Source organism: Mesorhizobium neociceri (genome assembly GCF_013520985.1).
In the GTDB taxonomy this organism is placed as follows: domain Bacteria; phylum Pseudomonadota; class Alphaproteobacteria; order Rhizobiales; family Rhizobiaceae; genus Mesorhizobium; species Mesorhizobium neociceri.
The window spans coordinates 158,953-182,222 of record NZ_JACDTY010000003.1 but is presented as its reverse complement, the minus strand read 5'-3'; the positions used below and the strand labels follow the sequence as shown (position 1 = coordinate 182,222).

Genomic DNA, 23,270 nt, shown 5'->3' with positions numbered 1-23,270 from the left:
CAATTCCTGCAAACGACACGTCGAAATCACCGGAATGCGCGAACTCGCCACCGCATTTTGGGAGGTGCGTGCCAGATTGGGCCAAGGCCTAATGTTGCACTGCGAAACGCGCCTTTCAATGCCAATCTTCTTGGGCCAGTTCGCTCCTAATCGATTTGATCCGCAATCCGCGCCAGGCTTTCCTCGCGACCGAGCACGGCAAGCACGTCGAACACGCCGGGCGAGGTGCTGCGACCGGTCAGGGCTGCTCTCAGCGGTTGAGCCACTGCGCCGAGCTTGTGGCCGCAGGTCGTCGCGAACTCGCGCACCGCGGCTTCCGCCGCAGCGGCCGTCCACTCACCCGAAACCGTCTGCAAAGCCGCGTGTGCCCCGCGCAGGATCGTACGAGCATCGGCATTGAGAAGCGCTGCCGCCTTGTCGTCGACCGGCAGCGGCCGCTCGACGAACAGGAAGCCTGCGCCATCGGCCAGTTCCACCAATGTCTTGGCGCGCTCCTTCAGGCCAGGCAGCGCGGCCAGCAGCTGCGCCTTCCTGGTGTCGTCGAGGCGTGCGGCGAGCGCCGGGCCACCTTCGAGATAGGGAAGAGTGGCGACGAAGATGTCGAGCAGCTGGACGTCGTCCATCTTGCGCATGTGGACGCCGTTCAGCGCATCGAGCTTGGCGAAGTCGAAGCGCGCCGCCCCCTTGTTGACGTCGCCAATGTCGAACCAGGTGATCATGTCCTTGATCGACATCACTTCGTCGTCGCCATGGCTCCAGCCGAGGCGCGCCAGATAGTTGAGCAGCGCCTCGGGCAGATAGCCCATGGCGCGGTAGGCCTCGACGCCGAGCGCACCGTGCCGCTTCGACAATTTGGCGCCGTCGGCGCCATGGATCAGCGGGATGTGCGACATGGACGGCACCTCCCAGCCCATGGCGTTGTAGATCACCGTCTGGCGCGCGGCATTGGTCAGATGGTCGTCACCGCGAATGATGTGGGTGACGCCCATGTCGTGGTCGTCGACGACGACGGCATGCATGTAGGTCGGGACGCCATCCGAACGCAGGATGATGAAATCGTCGAGATCCTTGTTGGGAAAACGCACCTCGCCCTGCACGCGGTCGTGCACCACGGTCTCGCCCACGGTCGGCGCCTTGATGCGGATAGCGCCCTTTACGCCGGCGGGCGCCTCGGAAGGGTCACGGTCGCGCCACGCGCCATTATAACGCGGCGGCAGGCTCTTGGCGCGTGCCGCCTCGCGCATCGCTTCGAGCTCTGCGGGGGTCTCGTAGGCGTAGTAGGCCTTGCCCAGGCGCACCAGCTCCTCGGCCACCTCGCGGTGGCGCGGCGCCCGCTCGAACTGCGAGACGGCTTCGCCGTCCCAGGACAGGCCGAGCCAGGTCAGCCCATCGAGAATTGCCTGGGTTGCCGCTTCGGTGGAACGCTCGCGATCGGTGTCCTCGATGCGCAGCACCATCGTGCCGTCGGTGTGCTTGGCGTACAGCCAGTTGAACAGCGCCGTGCGCGCGCCACCGATATGCAGATAGCCGGTAGGCGAGGGGGCAAAACGGGTGACCACCCTGTTGGACATGGCAATTTTGTTGGACATGGCAATTCTCGGGCAAAGCTGGAAAGTGGGACGTGATCGCGCGGACTTTCGCGCTTTGCGCGTTCATGTAGCATAGGAGGTCTGGGGCGCAAGGGGCAGACCCGATGGCTGGACGTGGCCGGGGCACGGATCAAGGCGAGGGCGCTGCGACAAGCGTCAACGAACGCTCCCTGTTTGCCGACAGTCCCTACGCCGAGCCGATGCCCGTCGCGCTGCCCGAGATGCGACCTGGCCTCCGGCCTTTGTCTCCGGATGACACTGCGTCGGTGCCGGTCGCCGTGCCCGGATCCGCCATCCGTTTGCGCAGGCTGCTACGCCGTTCGACATGGCCAGCAATCCGTCGCAGCCTTGCCGTGGCCGCCGTCACCGAACTCGACCGTGGTGTTGCCTTCCTGCTGGTGCCGGTTTTCCTGGCGGCCGGCGTCATTGCCTATTTCTCGCTGGCCAGCGAGCCGGGCTTTGCCCAGCCAATCGCCATTGTGGTGCTGACGACATGCTGTGCTGTTGTCACGCGGTCGTGGCCGAGGACGCATCTGTGCTTTATGGCCGCGATGCTGTGCGCGCTCGGCGTCGTGGCCGCCAAGGTCGAGACCTGGCGCGCCGGAACGCAAATGCTCGGCTCCGAGATCCAGACAAGGCTGACCGGGCGCGTCGTCAGCCTTGAGGATATGGAGAACGGCCGCGTCAGGCTGACGCTCGACGTCATTTCGACCGCTCGCCCCAAGCTGCGCTACGCGCCGGAGCGGGTCAGGCTTTCGGCGCGCACTGTTCCCGCCGATATGACCGCCGGCTCTCTGATCACCGGCTATGCCCGGTTGTTGCCGCCGACCGGTCCGGTGCGGCCGGAGAGCTACGATTTCTCCTTTGACAGCTATTTCACCGGCATCGGCGGCAGCGGCTTCTTTCTCGGCAATCCCAAAACCATCGCCGCGCAAGGAACGCCGCCGCTGACCGCACGGCTCTCTTCGGCAATTGAGAATGCGCGCGAAAACATTGCCGACCATATCAGGGGCAAGATCGGCGGCGCCGAGGGCGAGATTGCCGCGGCGCTCATCGTCGGCGTGCGCGCCGGCATTCCGGACGAGGTCAACGAGGCGATGCGGCGCACCGGCATCTACCACATCATCTCCATTTCGGGCCTGCACATGGCGCTGGTCGCTGGCACCATCATGGTGTTGCTGCGCGGCGCCTTTGCGCTGTTTCCGGATTTCTCCTCGCGTCGGCCGGTGAAGAAATATGCGGCGGCCGCAGCGCTTGTCTCCATCGCCGCCTATCTCGTCATTTCGGGCATCGTGGTTGCCGCCGAGCGCAGCTTCATCATGCTGGCGGTCATGCTCGTCGCGGTGCTGTTCGACCGTGCCGCGCTCACCATGCGCAATCTTGCGATCTCGGCCATCGCCGTCATCCTGGTGTCACCGCATGAAGTGGTCGGCCCGAGCTTCCAGATGTCGTTTGCCGCAACCGCCGCCCTTGTCGGCGCCTATGCCGGCTGGGCCGACTATCGCGCCGACAAGGTGAGACCGCCGCCGGCGAAACGCTCCTTTGTCAGCTTCGTGTCGCGAAAATTCCTGCTGGCCATGGGCGGTCTCGCCATGACCTCAATTATCGCCGGCAGTGCTACTTTGCTGTTCGCCATCTGGCATTTTCAGCGCGTGTCGCCACTCAGCCTGCTCGCCAATCTCACTGTGATGCCGATCGTCTCGCTGGTGGTTATGCCGTTCGCCGTGCTCAGCGCGCTGGCTATGCCGTTCGGCGCCGATGGGCCGTTCCTCTATGTGATGGGCAAGGGCCTGACGGCGATGATCGCCATATCGGCCTGGATTTCCGAGCGCTCGCCGGTCGACGCCGTCGGGCTGATCTCCGTTCGCTCTGTGCTGCTGGTGGCAGTCGCCCTCGTTATCGCCACCATGGCCACCACCTGGCTGAGGCTCGCGGCCGTGCCTTTCGCGCTGGCCGGCCTTTTGACCGTGCCGCAGGTGCGCACGCCTGACGTGCTCATTTCCGAGGATGCGCATCTGGTGGCCATGCCGATTGGCGGCGGCGAGCTAGCCATCAACCGCGAACGCTCGAACGAATTCACCACCGACAATTGGAAACGCGCACTGAGAGTCGAAACCATTATCCCGCCTGAGATTTTCGAGGCAACAGATACGCGGTTCGATCTCGATCCGCTCGACTTGCCGCCAGGCGCGCCCTTCTATTGCAAGGCCGATTTCTGCATTGCCCGGCATCCATCCGGCGCCATCATCGCGCTAGCGAAGGATCGCAACACGGCTCGGCCGGCTTGCGCTTTTGCGAGCCTGATCGTCATCGACGACGCCACGGCCTACAACCCGTGCCGCGACCCGCTGGTGCTCGTCGTGACGAAGAAGAAGCTTGCTCGGGACGGCAGTGCAGCCGTCTTCTTCAATCCACAATCGGCCGCGGTAGCGCCAACCATCCGCTTCGCCGTCGACAAGCCTTATCGCCCCTGGCACGAGCAACGCCGCTTCTCACGCGAAGCGCGTGGCCTGCCGCCTTACAAGCAGCCCGAACGGTCCGCCAAGCCGGCGTACAAACCTGAGCCGGCTCAGTAACGCCGGATCAATCCGACAAGCTTACCCTGCACCTTGACCCGGTCCGGCCCGAAGATGCGCGTCTCATAGGCCGGGTTGGCGGCTTCCAGCGCGATCGAGGCGCCCTTGCGGCGGAAGCGTTTCAGCGTCGCTTCCTCCTCGTCGACCAGTGCCACGATGATCTCGCCGGGACTCGCCGTATCAGCATTGCGGATGATGACCGTGTCGCCGTCGAAAATGCCGGCCTCGATCATCGAGTCGCCCTTGACCTCAAGCGCGTAATGTTCGCCGCCCATGATCATATCCGGCGGCACCGAGATCGAATGCGTCTGGTGCTGGATAGCGTCGATCGGCACACCGGCGGCGATACGTCCCATCACCGGGATCGACACCGCGGAAACCGCGTCGTCATTGCCGGCGGACATCGAACGCGACGATGAGGCCGGCTTGATCTGGCGGCCGAGACCGCCTTGCCCCACACCGCCTTGTCCGAGACTGCCCTGGATGACGCTTGGCGAAAACTTCCTCGCCGCATTGAGGCCGGGCGCGATCGAGTCGGGCAGCCGCAGCACTTCCAGCGCACGCGCCCGGTTCGGCAGCCGGCGAATGAAGCCGCGCTCCTCCAGCGCCGTAATCAGCCGGTGGATGCCGGACTTCGAAGCGAGGTCCAGCGCCTCCTTCATTTCGTCAAACGACGGCGGGATTCCGCTCTCCTTCAGGCGTTCATGGATGAACATCAGAAGTTCATGTTGCTTGCGCGTCAGCATCGCGGCCCCCACGGGTTCTGAAACCAGAATCGGAAAAAACAAACCCAGAACAAACACTATCTGTTCCAGTTGTGTTCCGCAACCATTTAAAGTTTAATGAATGTGTTGACGTTTTGTTCAGCATACGTCAGCGCGCGGCAGGCAGCCTGCGCTCGTTTGCCGGCAACGGTGTTGAACGAAGCCAAAGCGCTGAGGGTCGCGCCATCGGCTAGTTCACGCGTTGCCCGATCGCCGTTTCTTTTTCGGGTGGGGTTGGGCCGCGTCCGCCGCGCCGCCCGGTTCACTCTGGGCATAGACCTGCAGCGTGTAGCCGATGTGAATGGTCATCAGTGTTTTCGCGCGCTCAGTGTCGCGATCAAGGGCTGCTTCCATCAGTGCGGTGTGGTGTTCGATCGCCACGGCGTCGCGCAGGGCCTGCATGGCCTTCTGGTGTCCATCCTTGCGGCCGGCAGCCGCGCGCAGCGTTGGGGCCAGGCCCAGAAAACGGTGATGGCGATGCAATTGGTCGGATATCGTCGCATTGAAGCGCAGCAGCCAGCTGGATGTCGCGGCATTGAGCAGCGCCGCGTGGAAGGCATCGTGTTTTTCGTACCACGCATCGACGGCATCATCCGAGGGATCGTCGAGAACGGACCCGCACCGTGAGAGACGATAATGGGCGGCAACGACCGCGTCTTCCCACTGACGGTCACCTTTCTCGATCGATTCCACCAGCAAGGGCAGTTCGACCACCAGCCGCGCACGCGCCAGATCCTCGAGCTCCGCCCGAGAGACGGGAGCGACCGCAAACCCACGGTTGCTGATGGCCGTCACAAGCCGTTCGGCCTCCAGCCGCGACAGCGCCTCGCGCAGCGGCGTCCAGCCGATGCCGTAGGTGCCGCGCAGCGTGCTCAGCTTCAACGGCGCGGCAGGCGCTAGCCGGGTCGCAAGAATATCGCGCCTGAGCAGCCGATAGGCCGCTTCCGTCTTCGAGGACTGCTCGTCATCCAGCATCGTGACCCATTCAACAGATTGCTCGGCTGATGATTATATATCAAAGCCTTTCATTGCGTAAATTATATATAATGTTTGACAGCTTCCGGAGGACCGCTCAAGATCGCCGGCATGTTTGGGGCGGGCAGGCTCCGCCGCGTGCGTTTGTCCATGGAGGGACACCGGATCATGAGCATGACACCCGATCTCGCTGCAATCGAAGCGATGGACGCCGCCGATCCGCTGCGTTCCATGCGTGAACGCTTTGTCTTGCCGGAGGGCGTGATCTATCTCGACGGCAATTCGCTGGGTGCCGCATCACCAGCCGTCTTCAGCGAACTGCAGCAGGCCGCGACGCGGGAATGGGCGCAGGATCTCATCCGCGCCTGGAACACCGCAGGCTGGTTCAACATGCCGGTGGAACTCGGAGATCAGCTTGGACGGCTGATCGGTGCGGCCGACGGGCAGACGGTGGTCTGCGACACAACCTCGATCAACATCTACAAGCTGCTGCACGCCGCGCTCGGCATGCGGCCGGATCGGTCGGTCATCGTTGCCGAGGGCGACAGCTTTCCGACCGACCTCTACATGGCCGAAGGCGTGGCCTCGACCCGGCCGGGAACGCGGCTGCGGCTGGAGGGTGTCGACGCGGCCGCAATCGAGGAGCTGATCGACGACAGCGTTGCCGTCATCCTGGTCAACCACGTCAACTACAAATCCGGCCGGTTGCGCGACATGGCGGCGCTGACGCGCAAAGCCCATGACGCCGGCGCGCTGATCATCTGGGATCTCTGCCACACGGCCGGCGCCTTGCCGGTCGAACTCGACCGTGCCAATGCCGATTTCGCCGTCGGCTGCACCTACAAATACCTCAATGGCGGCCCGGGTTCGCCGGCCTTCATCTACGCTGCCGCGCGCCACCATGGCGATGTCCACCAGCCGCTTAGCGGCTGGTGGGGCCATGCGCGGCCCTTTGCCTTCGAACAGGGCTTTGCCGTCGGCAGCGGCATCCGCCGCTTTCTGTGCGGAACGCAGCCGGTGCTGTCGATGCGGGCGCTCAAGGGCGCGCTCGATATCTGGAACGATGTCGACATGACGGCGGTGCGCAAAAAGAGCATCGCGCTGACGGACCTGTTTATCCAGCTCGTCGAAGCCAGATGCGGCGCCTACGGGCTTGAACTGGAAAGTCCTCACGACGGCAGCCAGCGCGGCAGCCAGGTGTCGTTCCTCCACCCGCACGGCTATCAGGTGATGCGCGCACTGATCGAGCGCAGCGTGATCGGCGATTTCCGGGCGCCGTCGACCATCCGTTTCGGCTTCACGCCGCTCTATGTCGGTTATGGCGATGTCTGGCAGGCAGTCGACGTGCTGGAGGATATTCTGCGCACAGGCGCCTGGCAGGACGCCCGCTTCGCAGTGAAGACCGCGGTTACCTGAAGTCGGCGCAATTCCAGGAAAAGTGTGACGCCAAAACAAAGAGCTCAGAGCCGGGTGCGGACCGTCCAGAGCTCCGGAAACAGCACGACCTCCAGCATCTTCTTCAGGTAGGAGGCGCCTGAGGTACCGCCGGTGCCGCGCTTCAAGCCGATGATGCGCTCGACCGTGGTGACGTGGTTGAAGCGCCAGCGGCGGAAGTAATCCTCGAAGTCGACCAGCTTCTCGGCCAGTTCGTAGAGCATCCAGTAGCGCTGCGGGTCGCGGTAGACGGTTTGCCAGGCAACCAGCACTTCTTCGTTCTCGCCGCGCGTCTCGCGCCAGTCCGTGCGCCTGGCGTCGGCGCCGATGTCGAAGGCGTTGCGCGCCAACAGCAGCAGCGCCTCGTCATAGAGCGACGGCGTGGCTAGGATCGCTTCCAGCCTGTCCGTAAGATCGGGCCGGTGCTTGTGCGGGCCGAGCATGGCGAGGTTGCGGTTGCCGGCCATGAACTCGATGGCGCGGTACTGCCAGGACTGGAAGCCCGAGGATTGGCCGAGCGCGTCGCGAAACTCGGTGTACTCGCTGGGCGTCATCGTGCGCAGCACGTCCCAGGCATTGTTGAGCTGCTCGAAGATGCGCGCGACGCGAGACAGCATCTTGAAGCTCGGTTCGAGGCGGTCGGCACGGATCGCGCGGATGGCGGCGCCGATCTCGTGCAAGGCCAGCTTCATCCACAATTCCGAAGTCTGATGCTGGATGATGAACAGCATCTCGTCATGGGCAGAAGACAGTGGCGTCTGCGCGTCGAGCACCTTCTCCAGGTGCAGATAGTCGCTGTAGGACATTCGCTCCTTGAACGACATCTGCGCGCCATCCGACTCCGGATCGTAGGGCTGGCTCAATTGCTCTTCTCCGCGCGCAACCGGAAGCGTTGGATTTTGCCGGTCTGGGTTTTGGGCAAGGCGTCGATGAACTTTACCGAACGCGGATATTTGTACGGCGCGATCGTGGCCTTGACGTGGTCCTGCAGGCGTTTGACGGTCAATGCGTCTGGCGTCACGCCTTGCACCAGCACGATATGCGCCTCGACGATCTGGCCGCGCTCGCGGTCCTCGGCGCCGGTCACCGCGCATTCGGCGACGTCGGGATGCGAAAGCAGCGCCGCTTCGACCTCGGGACCTGCGATGTTGTAGCCGGCGCTGACGATCATGTCGTCGGAGCGCGCGGCGAAATGGAAGAAACCGTCCTCGTCCTGGGTAAAAGTGTCGCCGGTGAGGTTCCAGCCATCGCGGACATAGTCCTTCTGCCTGGCATCGGCCATGTAGCGGCAGCCGGTCGGGCCGCGCACCGCCAGCCGGCCTGTCGAACCGCGCGGCACCTCCCGCATCTCGTCATCGACGATGCGTGCCTCATAGCCGCCGACGGCCTTGCCGGTGGAGGCCGGTTTCATGTCATCGAAGCGGTTGGAGATGAAGATATGCAGCATCTCGGTGGCGCCGATTCCATCGAGGATCGGCTTGCCGGTCTTTTCGGTCCACTCCTCGAAAACAGGTGCCGGCAGCGTCTCGCCAGCTGAAACCGCGACGCGCAGCGAGGACAGGTCCGCTCCTTCATCCATGGCCTTGAGCATCGCTCGATAGGCGGTCGGCGCGGTGAAGGAAATTGTCGCTTTGTAAGTCTCGATAATGTGGATCATGTTGGGCGGCGTCGCCTGTTCCAGCAACGTCGCCGCAGCGCCAAAGCGCAGCGGGAAGATGGCGAGGCCGCCAAGACCGAAGGTAAAGGCAAGGGGCGGCGAGCCGACGAAGATATCGTCCGGCGTCACCTCCAAGATTTCGCGGGCATAGGCGTCGGCGATGATCAGGAGGTCGCGGTGGAAATGCATCGTCGCCTTAGGCACACCGGTGGTGCCGGAGGTGAAGCCGAGCAGGGCGACGTCGTCGCGGCCGGTGTTGACGGCAGTGAAGGTGACCGGCTTGTCGAGGGCGACGCGATCGAGTTCCGCGTCATGGTTGGCTGTGCCGTCGAAGCCGATGACCTGCTTGAGATACGCACTGCCCTTGGCGCAGGCGGTCATCTCGTCCATCAGCCTTGTATCGCAAAGTGCGATTGTGATTTCCGCCTTGTCGACAATCTTGGCGAGTTCGCCTGCACGCAACATCGGCATGGTGTTGACGACCACCGCGCCCACCTTGGTGGCGGCCAGCCAGCAGGCGACCATGGCTGGGTTGTTGGCCGAGCGGATCAGCACCCGGTTGCCCGGCTTGACGCCGTAGTTCTCGACCAGCGCATGGGCGAGCCTGTTGGTCCAGTCGGACAGTTCCTTGTAGGTGCGGCGGCGGCCATTGCCGATCAGCGCGGTGTGGTCGCCAAAGCCCTTTTCGACCAGCCTGTCGGTCAATTCGACGCCGGCGTTTATGTGGTCGGGATAGTGGAAGCCGTCGAGCAGAAACTCCGGCCATTGATCCGGCGGCGGCAGGTTGTCGCGCGTGAATGTGTCGGTATGCGCTGATGGCCCAAGCATTTTTCGGCTGCCCCTGTCTGCCTCACGCCCACGGCTGAACAATCACAGGATCGCACCAGTCGAAATTTGTTTCAAGCCTAAAATGTTTTTAGGGTGGAGCATTGACGTCGCCTTTGCCGGCGGCCATTCCTGTCGACTGAACTGAAGTCATCTGGGAGGGTGCAGATGCTCGAACACCGTGTTGCCGATTGGGACAATGCCTACGCCAACGGCGACAACATCGCTGGCAGCAATCGCTGGCCGGCCGCGTGGGACGCACCGGCACAGGCTTTTCGCGACACACTGTCAGCGGCCGGTCGGGCCAAGCTCGACATCGCCTATGGCGACAGCCCGCGCAACCGGCTCGATCTGTTCCTTCCCGATGCCATGCCCAAAGGGCTCGTCGTCTTCATCCATGGCGGCTACTGGAAGGCATTCGACAAGAATCCCTGGTCGCATCTGGCCAAAGGCGCGGTCGCCAGCGGTTTTGCCGTGGCAATGCCGACTTACACGCTTTGTCCCGACATACGCATTTCCGGCATCGTCAGGGAAATTGCGGCGGCGATCGCCAAGGCGGCGACGATGGTCGGCGGGCCGGTGATCCTGACCGGGCATTCCGCCGGCGGCCATCTCGCCTCAAGGATGGTGACGACAACGACGCCTCTGGCCGCCGATGTGGCAGGCCGTGTGCGCAATGTCGTCTCGATCTCCGGCGTTCATGACCTGCGTCCGATCATGCGCACCGGCATGAATACGACATTGGCCATCGATGAAGCGGAAGCACTGGCCGAAAGCCCGGCGCTGCTGCGCCCGATGGACGGCGCACGCATCACCTGCTGGGCCGGCGGCGGCGAGCGGGCGGAGTTCCTGCGCCAGAATGCGCTGCTCGCCAACATCTGGACCGGCCTCGGCGCCATGACCAGCACGGTGGTCGAGCCGGATCGGCATCATTTCAACATCGTCGACGGGCTTGCCGATCCGACACATCCGCTGACGCGGACATTGCTTGCCGAATAAAAACCAGTTTCATCTCTAAAATTAATGGCTTGGACGCTTGATCTTCAGCGTAGCATCAGGACGCGACACTCAGTGCCCACGGCTGCCGCCGGAGCGAATGGCGCCCGCACGATCAACCCGTTGGCGTCGGCCAGCATTCTCAGCATCGAGGAATCCTGGATGCCGAACGGGGTCGCCACCAGTGCGCCGGCTTCTTCGCTCACCACGGCGCGCACATAGTCCTGTCTCAGATCATTGGCCGGCATCGCGGCGCCGAGCTGCGCCAGGCGCACATCCTGCCGGTGGACGCGGCCGCCGAGCTGCGCCAAAAGCGGCTTCAGGAACAATTGCGAGCAGACCAGGCTCGCCACCGGGTTGCCGGGCAGGCCGATGCACCTGATATCGCCTAGCCGTCCGAACATCAGCGGCTTGCCCGGGCGCATGGCGAGCTTCCAGAAGTCGAGCGTCATGCCTTCGCCGGTGAGCACATCGTGGACGAGGTCGTGGTCGCCGACCGAGGCGCCGCCGAGCGTGACGATGACGTCGGCTTTCGCCGCGACGGCCTTTTTCACCAGCGCCGCAATCGCTTCCTTGCGGTCGGCGGCGATACCGAGATCGAGCGCACGCGCGCCGACCGATTGCGCGGCGGCCGCCACGCCGTAGGCGTTGGACGAGATGATCTGATCGGGGCCAAGCGCGCTGCCCGGCGGCAGCAACTCGTCGCCGGTGGCGATGATGGCGACCAGCGGCCGTTGCACCACGTTCAGGGTCGGGTGATTGGCCGACGCCGCCAGCGAGAGTGCGGCCGGATCGAGCACGCGGCCTTTCTCCAGCAGGACATCGCCTTGCGCAAAATCCAGACCACGGCGGCGGATGTTGCGTTCCTTAGCCGTCGGTTCGGTGACCTCGATCTGACCACCGCCGAGATCCCTGACATTTTCCTGAATGACGATGGTGTCTGCGCCTTCAGGCAGCGGCGCGCCGGTGAAGATGCGCACAGCCTGCGCCTTGCCGACAGTGCCATCAAAGCCGCGCCCGGCGGGCGCCATACCGATCACCGAAAGCCGCACCGGGGCGGATGCTACGTCCTGCGCCCGCGCGGCGTAGCCGTCCATGGCAGATGCATTGAAAGGCGGCTGAGTGCGCAGCGCCACGACAGGCTCCGCCAGCACCCGCCCAGCCGCATCCGCCAGCGCGACGCTTTCACCTGGTAGCGCCAAAGCGCCTTCCAGCAGGCGCTCCAGCGCCTCGGCAACCGGGACAAGCGCCATCAAGCGCCCGCCTTGTAGTCGCCGGACTTGCCGCCGGTTTTTTCGACCAGCCGGATGCCGGAAATGACCATGGCGCGGTCGGCCGCCTTGGCCATGTCGTAAATGGTCAGGCAAGCCACCGAAGCAGCGGTCAGCGCCTCCATTTCGACGCCGGTCTTGCCAGTGACGCGGGCGAGCGCGGTGACCCTGAGGCCGGGCAGGGCCGTGTCCGGCTCGATGTCGACCGACACCTTGGTCAACAACAGCGGATGGCAGAGCGGGATCAATTCATGTGTTTTCTTGGCCGCCATGATGCCGGCAATGCGCGCTGTGCCCAGCACATCGCCTTTCTTGGCATCGCCGTCGAGGATCATCTTCAGGGTTTCCGGCCGCATCGAGACAAAGCCTTCGGCGATCGCCGTGCGTGTCGTCTCTTCCTTGTCGCCAACATCGACCATGTTGGCCTCGCCCTTGGCGCCGAGATGGGTGAGGGCGGCTGCCATCTCAGGCTACCTCGGCCTTCGCCTTGCCTGTCAAAAGCAGGCGCGTCGCCGCCGCCACATCCTGTTGCCGCATCAGGCTTTCGCCGACCAGGAAGGTGCTGATGCCGGTCTTTTGCATCCTGAGGCAATCGTCGTGGGTGAAAATTCCGCTCTCGCTGACCAGCAAGCGGCCACCCGGCACCATCGACGCCAGCCGCTCCGAGGTTCCAAGGCTGGTCTCGAATGTCCTCAGATTGCGGTTGTTGATGCCGATCAGTTGCGACGACAGTTTTACCGCGCGCTGCGTCTCTGCCTCGTCATGCACCTCGATCAGTGCATCCATACCGAGTTCGAATGCGGTCGCTTCCAATTCGCTGGCCAGGGCATCGTCGACGCTGGCCATGATGATCAGGATAGCGTCGGCGTCCCAGGCGCGTGCTTCGTAGACCTGGTAGGGGTCGAACAGGAAATCCTTGCGCAGCGCGGGCAGCGACACAGCCTTGCGGGCATTGGTCAGAAACTCCGGCGCGCCCTGGAAGGACGGCGCATCGGTCAGCACCGAAAGGCAGGCGGCGCCGCCTTTCTCATAGGCCTGCGCCAGTGCCGGCGGGTCGAAATCAGCGCGGATCAACCCTTTGGACGGGCTTGCCTTCTTGATTTCGGCGATCAGCCCGAAACTGCCCGATCTGCGCGTCGCCTCTAGCGCCCTCAGAAAGCCACGTGGTGCGTCTGCATCCTTGGCCCGCGCCTTGATCTCGGTCAGCGGTATCCGCGCCTTCGCCGCCGCGATCTCGTCGCGCTTGTAGGCCTCGATCTTGCGCAGAATGTCAGCCACGGCTCTATCCGTTCGAAATCTCGACCAGCCTGTCGAGCACGCCCATCGCCCGGCCGCTGTCGATGGCTTGCGCTGCGGCCGCCATGCCGTCGGCAAGCGTTGTTGCCTTGCCGGCCACCACCATGCCGGCACCGGCATTCATCAGCACCGTGTCGCGATAGGCGCCGGCCGCGCCGCCCAGCATGTCGCGCAACGCGTTTGCGTTGTAGGCGGCGTCGCCGCCACGCAACTCATCCTTGGTGTGGCGCTGCAAGCCGACCGCTTCCGGGGTGAGCGTGAAATGGCGGATCTCGCCGCCGGCCAGTTCCGCAACCTGCGTCTCGCCTGTGGTGGTGATCTCGTCATAGCCATCGCCATGGACGACCCAGGCATGGTCTGTGCCCAGCGCCTTCAATGTCTCGGCCACCGGCACGATCCATTCCGGCAGGAACACGCCGACCATCTGCCTGCTGACGCCGGCCGGATTGGACAGCGGTCCGAGCAGGTTGAAGATGGTGCGGGTGCCTAGCTCGACGCGGGTCGGGCCGACATGTTTCATCGCCGGATGATGCGCCGGCGCGAACATGAAGCCGACGCCGGCCTCATGGATGCAGCGGCCGATCACCTCCGGCGGGATATCGATCTTGACACCGAGCGCAACCAGCACATCGGCAGCGCCTGTCAGCGACGACAGGCCGCGATTGCCATGCTTGGCGACCGGCACGCCGCAGCCGGCGATGACGAAGGCGGACGCCGTCGAGATGTTGACGGAATGCGAGTTGTCGCCGCCGGTGCCTACAATGTCGATGGCGCCTTCAGGGGCTTCGACGCGCAGCATCTTGGCGCGCATCGTGGCGACGGCGCCGGAAATCTCGCTCACCGTCTCGCCGCGCACCCGCAGCGCCATCAGGAAGCCGCCGATCTGGCCCGGCGTCGCGTCGCCCGACATGATGATGTCGAAGGCTTCGCGCGCTTCCTCAAAGGTCAACGCGCTGCCGGTGGCGACCTTGGCGATATGGATCTTCAGGGTGCTCATGGGGCCAAGACGTTCATTGAGCCAAGCCGTTCATTGGGCCAAGGCCTGGGCAACGGCGGCCTGGTCGACGCTGACGGCGTACTGCGTCTGCAACTGTGCCACCAGCTGGTCGAGCAAATCGTCGGACATGCCTTGCGTGAAGGATTTCTGCGCATCGTCGGGCACCGAACTGGCGTCGGCTCCGGCCGGCTCGAACACTTCGGCCACCTTGAACAGAATCTGGCCTTCGCCGGTGGGCGAGGGGATCAGCCCGGTGCCGCCTTCGCCGACGCCGAACATCGCTGCGGCGCCGTCCTTGCCGAAATCGACGTCGTCGGCCTCGCGCTTCACGCCGCGCTTGGTCTGCTTTTCGAGTTTCAGCTCGCCGGCGATGACGTCGAGCGTGGCACCGGCCTTGAGGCGCTTTTCGAGCTCGTCAGCCTTGGCGGTCAGCCGCTTGGTCGTTTCCTCTGTCGTCCAGTCCGCCACCACCCTCTGGCGAACCTCGTCCAGCGTGCGGTCGCGAGCCGGCGTGATCGATGTCAGCTCGTAGAACACGAAGCCGTTGTTGGTCGTGGTCAGAGCTTGATTCTCGGTGTTGGGTTCGGCCTCGAACACCGCCTTGATCAGGTCCGGCGATGCCGGCAGGTCCTTGATGATGGTTCCATCCGGCTTGAGGCCGGTGCGGTCGATGGCCTCGACGGTGACGTCCTTGAGCTTCAGCTTTGCGGCGGCTTCGGCGAGCGTGCTGCCGGCGGCGCGGGTGTCTTCGTAATTGTCGTGCACGTCGAGCAGGATGCGGCTTGCTTCGCCCAGTGCCAGATCCTTGCGGATCTGGTCCGACACTTCGGCCAGCGGTTTCACCACTTCCGGCTTGATATCGGTGACGCGCAAAAGCACCGGGCCGAACGTACCCTGGACGACCGGGCTGACTTCATTGACGGCAAGCGCGAATGCGGCATCGGCGACCGCCTTGTCGCTGATCTTGTCCTTGGAGAGCGTGCCAAGCAGCGTGTCGGCCTGGGTCTTGCCCTGCGCGATAACGATCTTGTCGAAGGTGGCGCCCGTCTTCAGCGAATCGGATGCTGCCTTGGCGGCATCCAGCGTCGGAAACACCAGCTGTTCGATGGTGCGCATTTCCGGCGTGGTGTAGCGCCCCTTGTTCTTGTTGTAGTCATCGCCGACCTGTTGGTCGGTCACGGCGCTGACATCCATGATGTCTTCAGGCTCGAGCCGGACATAGGAGAATTTGCGGTATTCAGGCGCCGCGTAGGTTTTCTTGTTGGCCTCGAAATAGGCCTGAAGCACACTGTCGGATGGCGCCTCGATCGGCTCGACCAGCGCCTTCGGCAAGGTCAGATAGTCGATGGTGCGGTCTTCGCCGCGATAGAGCGCGACCGCCTTGAAGAAGGTGTCCGGAGCCTTGAGGCCGTCCGAAACCGCCTCGACGATCTGCTGGCGCACCGCCACCTGGGACCGGTTCTTGAGATAGTCCTCCGGCCGCATGCCGAGCTCGCGCAGCCGCGATTCGAACAGCCGGCGGTCGAACTGGCCATTCGGGCCCTGAAAGGCGGGTTCCTGGCGCGTCAATTCGGCTAGCTTGTCCTTGGAGAAGCCGAGCCCGAGCTTGCGCGCCTGTTCGTCGAGAACGGCGCCCGACACCAATTGCGCCAGAACCTGGTTGTCGATGCCATAGGCCTTGGCCTGCTCGCGGCTGATGCGCTGGCCGATCTGCTGCTGCAGCATATTGATCTGGCGATCGTAGGCGAGGCGGTATTCGGTGATCGACACAGTGGTGCTGCCGGCGGTTATGACCGCGTGATGGCCGGCCAGGAAGCCGCCCGCCAAGCGGGTGGTGACGCCCCAGGCGGCAAAGCTTGCCACCAGCAGTAACAGCAGGGTCTTCGCGACCCAGGTCCCCGCCGCGCTTCTCAGAATACCAAGCATTGTTACTTCCGATTTTTCCGCACTTTCGTGTGCGCCCGAGTCTGAAACAAGCGCAATAGCGCCCTTCCGGCTCACTGTCGATTGCTTTGTGGCCTGATTTTGATAGGGAGGGCGAGACCCTAATGTCGCCCGGAGAACCAGATCCCATGACGCCAGGAATTCGACCGCTCGTTGCCGGCAACTGGAAAATGAACGGCACCAGCGCCTCGTTGAACGAGCTCAGGATGATCGGCAACGGCTTCATGAGCGGCCTCGACGCCGAGACCGAAGCATTGGTCTGCGTGCCTGCCACCTTGTTGTCGCGCGCGGCCGAAATCCTGTCGCGCACGCCGGTGCGGGCTGGTGGCGAGGATTGCCACATCAAGGAGAGCGGCGCCTTCACCGGTTGTGTCTCGGCCGAGATGTTGAAAGACGCCGGCGCCAGCCACGTCATTGTCGGCCATTCCGAATGCCGCGAGCAGCGCAACGAGGACGATGCGACTGTCCAGGCGAAGGCGTCTGCCGCATGGCGAGCCGGGCTCGTCGCCATCATCTGCATCGGCGAGACCAGGGCCGAGCGCGAAGCGGGCGCCGCCCTCGACGTCTTGTCGCGCCAGGTCGCCGGCTCGGTGCCGCCTAGCGCGACGCCAGCCAACACTGTCATCGCCTACGAGCCGGTATGGGCGATCGGCACCGGCCTGACACCGACCGCCGACGACGTGGCCGAAGCGCATGCGCATATCCGCGAAAAACTATCGGAGGGGCTGGGCGCCTCGGTGGCCGGCAGGATCCGCATCCTCTATGGCGGCTCGGTCAAGCCGTCCAATGCGGTCGAACTGCTCGGCGTCAAAAACGTCGACGGCGCGCTCGTCGGTGGCGCCAGCCTTAAGGCGGCGGATTTTCTCGCCATCGCCGAAGCCTACCAGAATATCGGCTAGCCGGCGTTCCGTCGCCGACTTGATCAAAAGCCGCGCTGCGGCCGAAATCGTTGCAAAGGGCGCATTGCTTCCCATATTCCGGCCACGGGCTTGGAAATGCCGTTAAAGCATTGTATGGAGCCGCCTCCAAATCACCGGCCCTGATCGCCAGGGAGCGGCAGGGCTTGCCAGGATAAAATATGGAAACCGTACTGATCGTCATCCACCTCATGGTCGTGCTCGCCCTTGTCGGCGTGGTGCTGCTGCAGCGCTCCGAAGGCGGTGGTCTCGGCATTGGCGGCGGTTCCGGCTTCATGACCGCGCGTGGCGCCGCCAATGCACTGACGCGGGCGACGGCGATCCTGGCCGCGGCTTTCTTCGTCACCTCCCTGACACTCTCGATCGTTGCCCGCTACGGCGAAAAGCCGATCGACATTCTCGACCGTGTACCGGCCGACAGCGGCAATGGCGTGCTCAACCAGTTGCCCGGCACGACGGCGCCGACGCCACCCGCCGGCACCACCGCACCGGCTGCGCCTTCGGGCAATGGCGCCGCCACGACGCCTCCGGCGACCACTCCCGCCACCACAGCCCCGGCGACTGCTCCGGTCCCAGCTCCGGCGACCGATTCGGCCACGCCGCCGGCTGCCAACGGCGTCACCTTGCCGGTCACGCCGCAGGTTCCGAACCAGTAGTCGGATAGGGTCAGATGCCGCGATCTGTTGTTGTTTCAACACAGTCGCGGCAAATGGCGCATGATCACGAAGATTCGACCACGCGTTCCGCTTGAGGCCCATCCGGCACTTCGATTATAGATTGCGCGCGGCACTTTCTGCGCCCTTGGGGGGCGCCGGGCGACGCCGTGGGCAACAAGCATTGAACGATCGGATCTTCGCTATGCAGCTTCGCAGCTTCATTTTCATGGGGTTTTGTGCCGTACTCGGCATGAGCTCCGCGGCCTTCGCCGGCACTCCGGCAATGACTTCACCGCAGGCGGTTGGCAAAACCGCTGTCATCAACGTCGCCGCCAAAAGCGATGCGGCGCAGCTGAAGCTTCTCAAGAAGAAGAAAAACCCGAGCTCGGATGATCTGGCTCAGATCAGCAAGCTCGAAGACAAGATCGCGGCCGACAAGGCGGCTGCCGGCGCCAAGGCGCTCGAGGCCCGCAAGCTGGCCATGCGCGATGCGGCGAAAGCCAAAGCAGACGCCCAGCGCCAGGCCTTCCTGGCCAGCAAGGGTAAGCCGGCTGTGGTCGCTGACGCCAAGTCGGGCAAGAAGATCACCAAAATCATCGTGCCAGTTGATCCGATTGCGCCGATCGAGCCGATCGAGTCGGCCGAACCGCTTCCGGCCGAAGCGATGAACGTCGCGCTGACCGGCAACAATGGCGAATTGCGCAGCGAGGCCCCTGGCCAGAAGCCGCAGAGCGGCGGGCTTTTCGCCGGCCTGTTCGGCGGCACATCTTCTGCCTCCTCGATTGCCTATCTCCCCGAAACGCGGGCGCTCGACCAGGCTCTGGAGAAGCGGCAAGCCAAGAAGCAGTTCAAGGTGAAGCCTGAGTTCGTGCCGCAGGAAGTCGAATTCTCCGGCTACAGCGCTGGCACGATCGTCATCGATACCAGCGCGCGCCGCCTCTACCTTGTTGAATCGGCTTTCACCGCACGCCGCTACGCCATTGCCGTCGGCCGCGAAGGCCTGCAGTTCAAGGGCACGGTTGCCGTTGGCGACAAGCAGGAATGGCCGCGCTGGATCCCGACGCTCGACATGCAGAAGCGCGAGCCCAAGCACTATGGCCAGTACAAGGACGGCATGCCCGGCGGCGGTCAGAACCCGCTCGGCGCCCGCGCCATCTATCTCTATGACGGCAAGAAGGACACGCATCTGCGCATCCACGGCACCATCGCGCCGCAGTCGATCGGAACCAGCGCCTCCAATGGCTGCTTCCGCATGATCAACGAGCACGTCATGGACCTCTACAGCCGCGTCAGGGTTGGCACCAAGGTCGTCATCATCTGACGTTCTCCTAATTCTGCCGAAGGGGCCGGCTTCTGCCGGCCCTTTTGTTTTGACTAAGAACAACAGTCTCGAACCTCGGGACTATCGCGCCTTCTCTGGAAAAAGCTTCAGCGGCGGTTTTTTCTCTGGCGGAATCAATTCGGCCGCGTTAAGCGATGACTCCCATGGCGCGATATGTATTCATCACAGGCGGCGTGGTTTCCTCACTTGGAAAAGGCATTGCCGCAGCGGCCCTTGGGGCTCTCTTGCAGGCGCGAGGCTATCGCGCACGCATCAAAAAGCTCGACCCCTACCTCAATGTCGATCCCGGCACGATGTCGCCTTACCAGCATGGCGAGGTCTTCGTCACCGATGACGGTGCCGAGACCGATCTCGATCTTGGCCATTACGAGCGCTTCACTGGCCGTTCGGCCAATCAGCAAGACAACATCACCACCGGCCGCATCTACAAGAACATCATCGAGCGCGAGCGGCGCGGCGACTATCTCGGCGCGACTGTCCAGGTCATTCCGCACGTCACCGACGAGATCAAGCATTTCGTCCTCGACGGCAATGACGATTACGATTTCGTGCTGTGCGAGATCGGCGGCACCGTCGGCGACATCGAGGCGATGCCGTTCCTGGAAGCCATCCGCCAGCTCGGCAACGACCTGCCGCGCAACAACGCCGTCTATGTCCACCTGACGCTGATGCCCTACATCCCGACGGCCGGCGAGCTGAAGACCAAGCCGACCCAGCATTCGGTCAAGGAACTGCGCGGCATCGGCATTGCGCCCGACATCCTGCTGGTGCGCGCCGACCGTGCCATCCCCAAGGAAGAGCGCAGAAAGCTGTCCCTGTTCTGCAATGTCCGGGAAAGCGCCGTCATCCAGGCGCTCGACGTGCCGCACATCTATGACGTGCCGATGGCCTATCACAAGGAAGGCCTCGATTCGGAAGTGCTGGCCGCCTTCGGCATCGACCCGGCACCCAAGCCGCGCATGGAGCCCTGGCAGGCGGTGTCCAACCGCATCCACAATCCGGAAGGCGAGGTCACCATTGCCGTCGTCGGCAAATATACCGGCCTCAAGGACGCCTACAAATCCCTGATCGAGGCGCTGTCGCATGGCGGCATGGCCAACCGCGTCAAGGTCAAGCTCGACTGGATCGAAAGCGAGATCTTCGAAAAGGAAGACCCGACGCCGTGGCTGGAAAAGGTGCATGGCATTCTGGTGCCCGGCGGTTTCGGCGAGCGCGGCTCGGAAGGCAAGATTCTGGCAGCGAAATTCGCGCGTGAGCGCAAGGTGCCGTATTTCGGCATCTGCTTCGGCATGCAGATGGCCTGCATCGAGGCGGCGCGCTCGCTGGCCGGCGTCGAGCATGCCTCGTCGACCGAATTCGGCCCGACCGACGAGCCGGTTGTCGGCCTGATGACGGAATGGCTGAAAGGCAACATGCTGGAGAAGCGCCGGGAGACCGGCGACCTCGGCGGCACCATGCGGCTCGGCGCCTATCAGGCCGAGCTCACCAAGGGCTCGAAGATCGCCGAGATCTACGGTGACACCCAGATTTCCGAGCGCCACCGCCACCGCTACGAGGTCAACGTCGACTACAAGGAGCGGCTCGAGGATTGCGGCCTGGTGTTTGCCGGCATGTCGCCCGACGGCGTGCTGCCGGAGACGGTCGAATATCCTGACCATCCCTGGTTCATCGGCGTGCAGTATCATCCGGAGCTGAAGAGCCGGCCGCTCGAGCCGCATCCGCTGTTCGCCAGCTTCATCTCGGCCGCGGTGGATCAGTCGCGGCTGGTCTAGGTCGCCGGCGGGGTTTCGCAGCTGATGCAAACCTATGTCGCGCTGCTCTATAGCATCATCCTCGGCGACGGCCGCCGGGTCGTCATGTCCGACCTCAAGGCGATGGCCGAAGGTCTCGGGCTGAAAAACCCGCGCACGCTGGTCGCGACCGGCAATCTGGTCTTCGAGGCGCGGGCGAGCGATATCGCCAGGCTGGAACAGCGGCTCGAAACGGCCTTCGAAAAAACCTTCGGCCGCCATGTCGTCATCATCGTGCGCACTGCCGAGGACTGGCTGAAGCTCGCCGCCGGCAATCCGTTCCCGGCCGAGTCGGCTGAAACTGGCGATCAGGTGGCGGTGCGCATCATGCGCCAGCCTGCGCCCACAGACAGCGTCGCAGCGCTCCAGGCCTATGCCGCCGAGGATGAGAAGGCGGATTGCGTCGACGGCGACATCTGGGTCGTCTTTTCGCGCGAGCGGCCAAGCTCACGGCTGCTCGCGGCGATGAACCACAAGCGCATGGGCATCGGCACCACACGCAACTGGAACACGGTGCGGAGGTTGGCTGAGATGGTGGGGCAGTAGGCAGTAGGCAGTAGGTCTCTATTCCTTGGCACCTACTGCCTATTCCCTTCATTTCATGCCTTTGCTGTCTTCGCCCCAGCGCCGAGCGCCATGGTGCGCAGCACGTAGTAGATCGCGCCGGCGATCGCCACGCCGAAGAACCAGCCATAGACGCCCCACCACGACGGCAGCCAGTTGGTGAAGTTGGGCAGGATCGACGAGAAGATCGCGCCGATGCCGGCGGCGATGAAGGCGTTGACGTGCCAGCCGCCCTGGAAGCGGAACTCGCCGTCCTCGCGATACAGCGCCTCGACATCGACCTCGCCTTTGCGGATCAGATAGTAGTCGACCATCATCACGCCGAAGATCGGCCCCATCGTCGCGCCGATGATGTTGACGAAGGAGGCGGCGCTGCCATCCCATGGCGCGAAGGGATAGAGCACCAGCGCGATCAGCGCCGCGATGTAGCCCCCCTTCTTGAAGTCGATCTGCCGGGGAAAGACATTGGAGAAGTCGAAGGCCGGGGAGACGAAGTTCGCCACCACGTTGATTCCGAGCGTCGCCACGGCGAAGGTCAGTGCGGCAAGTGCTGCCAGGAACCAGCTGTCGAACTTGGCCGAGATCTGGTCGGGGTGCAGCAGCACTTCGTGATAGACGTCGTAGGCGGCGATGGTGGTGACGCCGGCGACCAGCGAGAACAGGATGAGGTTGACCGGCAGGCCCCAGATGTTGCCCTTGCGCAGCGACGCCTGGTCCGGCGCATAGCGGGCGAAATCGCAGAAGTTGAGATAGAGCGCCGAGAAGTAGGTGACCCAGATGGCGGCGACCGCAAACAGCGCCGTCCATGAGCCAGGGGTGCCCGGCACGCCGGCGTCCTTGGTCTTCTCCAGGAGAACATCCATCGGGATGTCGCTGGTGAAGGCGAAGGTCCCGGCCTTGATGCAGAGATAGATCGCCAGGATCAGCATCATCACCCACACGGCAGGGCCGGCCCAATCCTGGAAGCGGCGCACCGTTTCCATGCCGCGCTGGATGATCAAGAGCTGCAGCGCCCAGATGACGACGAAGCAGATCACTTCGAGGCCGCTATGGCCGAGGAAATGCGCGTTGGCGTTGAAATCGGCGAACCATTGCGAGCGGATCAACAGCGCCACGATGGCCCCGGATGCGGCCGCCGTCTGCGCGCCGTACCAGAAGCAGGCGACAATGGCGCGCACCAGCGCCGGAATGTTGGCGCCCCAGATGCCGAAGGAGGCGCGCGCCAGAACGGGGTAGGGCACGCCGGTCTTCACGCCGGCATAGCCGACCATGTTCATCAGCACGTAGATGATCAGTGAGCCGATGCCGATGGCGATGATGAAATTGACGAAGCCGCCGCAAAACAGGAACAGGCTGGCAGCGAGGTAATAGCCCCACAGGCTGTGAACGTCCGACGTCCAGACGTTGAAGATCGAGAATGGCCCCCAGTTCCGCACCTTCGCCGGAGCGAGGTCCTCATTGTAAAGGCCAGGCGATGCGCCTTGTATTGTCACGGTGAATTCCTCCCCTTTTGCCGAACGCACCTCCATGCGTTGGCTGCGCAGGTTAGGCCTGACGCAGGGGAACCGGCAAGCAATCCATTTGCCGGCTTTGGCCTTAAAGATATTCAACGAGAATCGCGCTTATCGATCGGCCTTTGTCGGAGACGGGGCGCAATCGCGGCGGTCTTGATTCGAT

The 23,270-nt window shown here is 63.7% G+C and carries 19 protein-coding genes; 8 read left to right on the top strand and 11 right to left on the bottom strand.

The features are described from left to right. Positions 1 to 146: 146 nt before the first annotated feature. Positions 147 to 1,571 (bottom strand): glutamate--tRNA ligase, encoded by a 1,425-nt coding sequence (gene gltX / locus H0241_RS08795; protein WP_181057274.1) that lies wholly within the window; start codon positions 1,569 to 1,571, stop codon positions 147 to 149. Between the two features lie 122 nt (positions 1,572 to 1,693). Here gltX and H0241_RS08790 point away from each other — a divergent pair, with 122 nt between their 5' ends. Further along, complete coding sequence (locus tag H0241_RS08790; RefSeq protein WP_181057047.1) at positions 1,694 to 4,165, top strand: ComEC/Rec2 family competence protein; 2,472 nt, start codon at positions 1,694 to 1,696, stop codon at positions 4,163 to 4,165. Here the strand turns inward: H0241_RS08790 and lexA are convergent. Continuing rightward, positions 4,159 to 4,911, bottom strand: a complete 753-nt coding sequence (gene lexA, locus H0241_RS08785) for a transcriptional repressor LexA (RefSeq protein WP_181057046.1) — start codon at positions 4,909 to 4,911, stop codon at positions 4,159 to 4,161. The two genes, H0241_RS08790 and lexA, sit on opposite strands and share 7 nt — an antisense overlap. A gap of 213 nt (positions 4,912 to 5,124) precedes the next feature. Further along, a complete protein-coding gene (locus H0241_RS08780) occupies positions 5,125 to 5,904 on the bottom strand; it encodes a GntR family transcriptional regulator (protein WP_181057045.1) in 780 nt (259 codons plus the stop codon). 168 nt (positions 5,905 to 6,072) lie between these two features. On the opposite strand from H0241_RS08780, the gene kynU reads away from it, so the two are divergent. Beyond that, complete coding sequence (gene kynU, locus H0241_RS08775; RefSeq protein ID WP_181057044.1) at positions 6,073 to 7,320, top strand: kynureninase; 1,248 nt, start codon at positions 6,073 to 6,075, stop codon at positions 7,318 to 7,320. A gap of 44 nt (positions 7,321 to 7,364) precedes the next feature. On the opposite strand, the gene kynA is transcribed toward kynU, so the two are convergent. Together kynA and H0241_RS08765 are read right to left on the bottom strand one after the other, a co-directional pair. After that, the gene (gene kynA, locus H0241_RS08770) at positions 7,365 to 8,201 is read right to left on the bottom strand and encodes a tryptophan 2,3-dioxygenase (RefSeq protein WP_235984186.1); all 837 of its coding nucleotides are present in this window, start codon (positions 8,199 to 8,201) and stop codon (positions 7,365 to 7,367) included. After that, a complete protein-coding gene (locus H0241_RS08765; protein ID WP_181057043.1) occupies positions 8,198 to 9,823 on the bottom strand; it encodes an AMP-binding protein in 1,626 nt (541 codons plus the stop codon). The genes kynA and H0241_RS08765 overlap by 4 nt, the downstream gene beginning before the upstream one ends. A 165-nt stretch (positions 9,824 to 9,988) precedes the next feature. Here H0241_RS08765 and H0241_RS08760 point away from each other — a divergent pair, with 165 nt between their 5' ends. Continuing rightward, complete coding sequence (locus H0241_RS08760) at positions 9,989 to 10,819, top strand: alpha/beta hydrolase (RefSeq protein ID WP_181057042.1); 831 nt, start codon at positions 9,989 to 9,991, stop codon at positions 10,817 to 10,819. A 44-nt stretch (positions 10,820 to 10,863) separates the two neighbouring features. Here the strand turns inward: H0241_RS08760 and H0241_RS08755 are convergent, their stop codons facing one another. Genes H0241_RS08755 through H0241_RS08735 form a run of 5 tightly spaced genes read right to left on the bottom strand, consistent with a single transcriptional unit; the run spans position 10,864 to position 16,306 of the window. Then, a complete protein-coding gene (locus H0241_RS08755) occupies positions 10,864 to 12,069 on the bottom strand; it encodes a molybdopterin molybdotransferase MoeA (protein ID WP_181057041.1) in 1,206 nt (401 codons plus the stop codon). Then, positions 12,069 to 12,551, bottom strand: a complete 483-nt coding sequence (gene moaC / locus H0241_RS08750; protein WP_181057040.1) for a cyclic pyranopterin monophosphate synthase MoaC — start codon at positions 12,549 to 12,551, stop codon at positions 12,069 to 12,071. Before moaC ends, H0241_RS08755 begins: the two co-directional genes overlap by 1 nt. Before the next feature lies 1 nt (position 12,552). Next, positions 12,553 to 13,365 carry an indole-3-glycerol phosphate synthase TrpC gene (gene trpC / locus H0241_RS08745; RefSeq protein WP_181057039.1) on the bottom strand — a complete coding sequence of 271 codons (813 nt, stop codon included), beginning with the start codon at positions 13,363 to 13,365 and terminating at the stop codon, positions 12,553 to 12,555. Positions 13,366 to 13,369: 4 nt separating this feature from the next. Continuing rightward, positions 13,370 to 14,380: an anthranilate phosphoribosyltransferase gene (gene trpD, locus H0241_RS08740; protein ID WP_181057038.1), complete on the bottom strand. Its 1,011-nt coding sequence runs from the start codon at positions 14,378 to 14,380 to the stop codon at positions 13,370 to 13,372. A gap of 30 nt (positions 14,381 to 14,410) precedes the next feature. After that, positions 14,411 to 16,306, bottom strand: a complete 1,896-nt coding sequence (locus H0241_RS08735) for a peptidyl-prolyl cis-trans isomerase (protein WP_181057037.1) — start codon at positions 16,304 to 16,306, stop codon at positions 14,411 to 14,413. Positions 16,307 to 16,452: 146 nt separating this feature from the next. On the opposite strand from H0241_RS08735, the gene tpiA reads away from it, so the two are divergent. From tpiA to H0241_RS08710, 5 genes are all read left to right on the top strand, one after another. Further along, complete coding sequence (tpiA, locus tag H0241_RS08730) at positions 16,453 to 17,223, top strand: triose-phosphate isomerase (RefSeq protein WP_181057036.1); 771 nt, start codon at positions 16,453 to 16,455, stop codon at positions 17,221 to 17,223. A 179-nt stretch (positions 17,224 to 17,402) separates the two neighbouring features. After that, positions 17,403 to 17,897 (top strand): preprotein translocase subunit SecG, encoded by a 495-nt coding sequence (gene secG, locus H0241_RS08725; protein ID WP_181057035.1) that lies wholly within the window; start codon positions 17,403 to 17,405, stop codon positions 17,895 to 17,897. Between the two features lie 202 nt (positions 17,898 to 18,099). After that, a complete protein-coding gene (locus tag H0241_RS08720; protein ID WP_181057034.1) occupies positions 18,100 to 19,218 on the top strand; it encodes a L,D-transpeptidase in 1,119 nt (372 codons plus the stop codon). 155 nt (positions 19,219 to 19,373) lie between these two features. Beyond that, positions 19,374 to 21,011 carry a CTP synthase gene (locus H0241_RS08715; RefSeq protein WP_112561656.1) on the top strand — a complete coding sequence of 546 codons (1,638 nt, stop codon included), beginning with the start codon at positions 19,374 to 19,376 and terminating at the stop codon, positions 21,009 to 21,011. Positions 21,012 to 21,035: 24 nt separating this feature from the next. Beyond that, positions 21,036 to 21,575, top strand: a complete 540-nt coding sequence (locus tag H0241_RS08710) for a DUF1697 domain-containing protein (protein ID WP_181057033.1) — start codon at positions 21,036 to 21,038, stop codon at positions 21,573 to 21,575. 53 nt (positions 21,576 to 21,628) lie between these two features. Here H0241_RS08710 and H0241_RS08705 read toward each other — a convergent pair whose 3' ends face one another. Further along, positions 21,629 to 23,086 carry an NCS1 family nucleobase:cation symporter-1 gene (locus H0241_RS08705; protein ID WP_181057032.1) on the bottom strand — a complete coding sequence of 486 codons (1,458 nt, stop codon included), beginning with the start codon at positions 23,084 to 23,086 and terminating at the stop codon, positions 21,629 to 21,631. Positions 23,087 to 23,270: the final 184 nt, after the last annotated feature.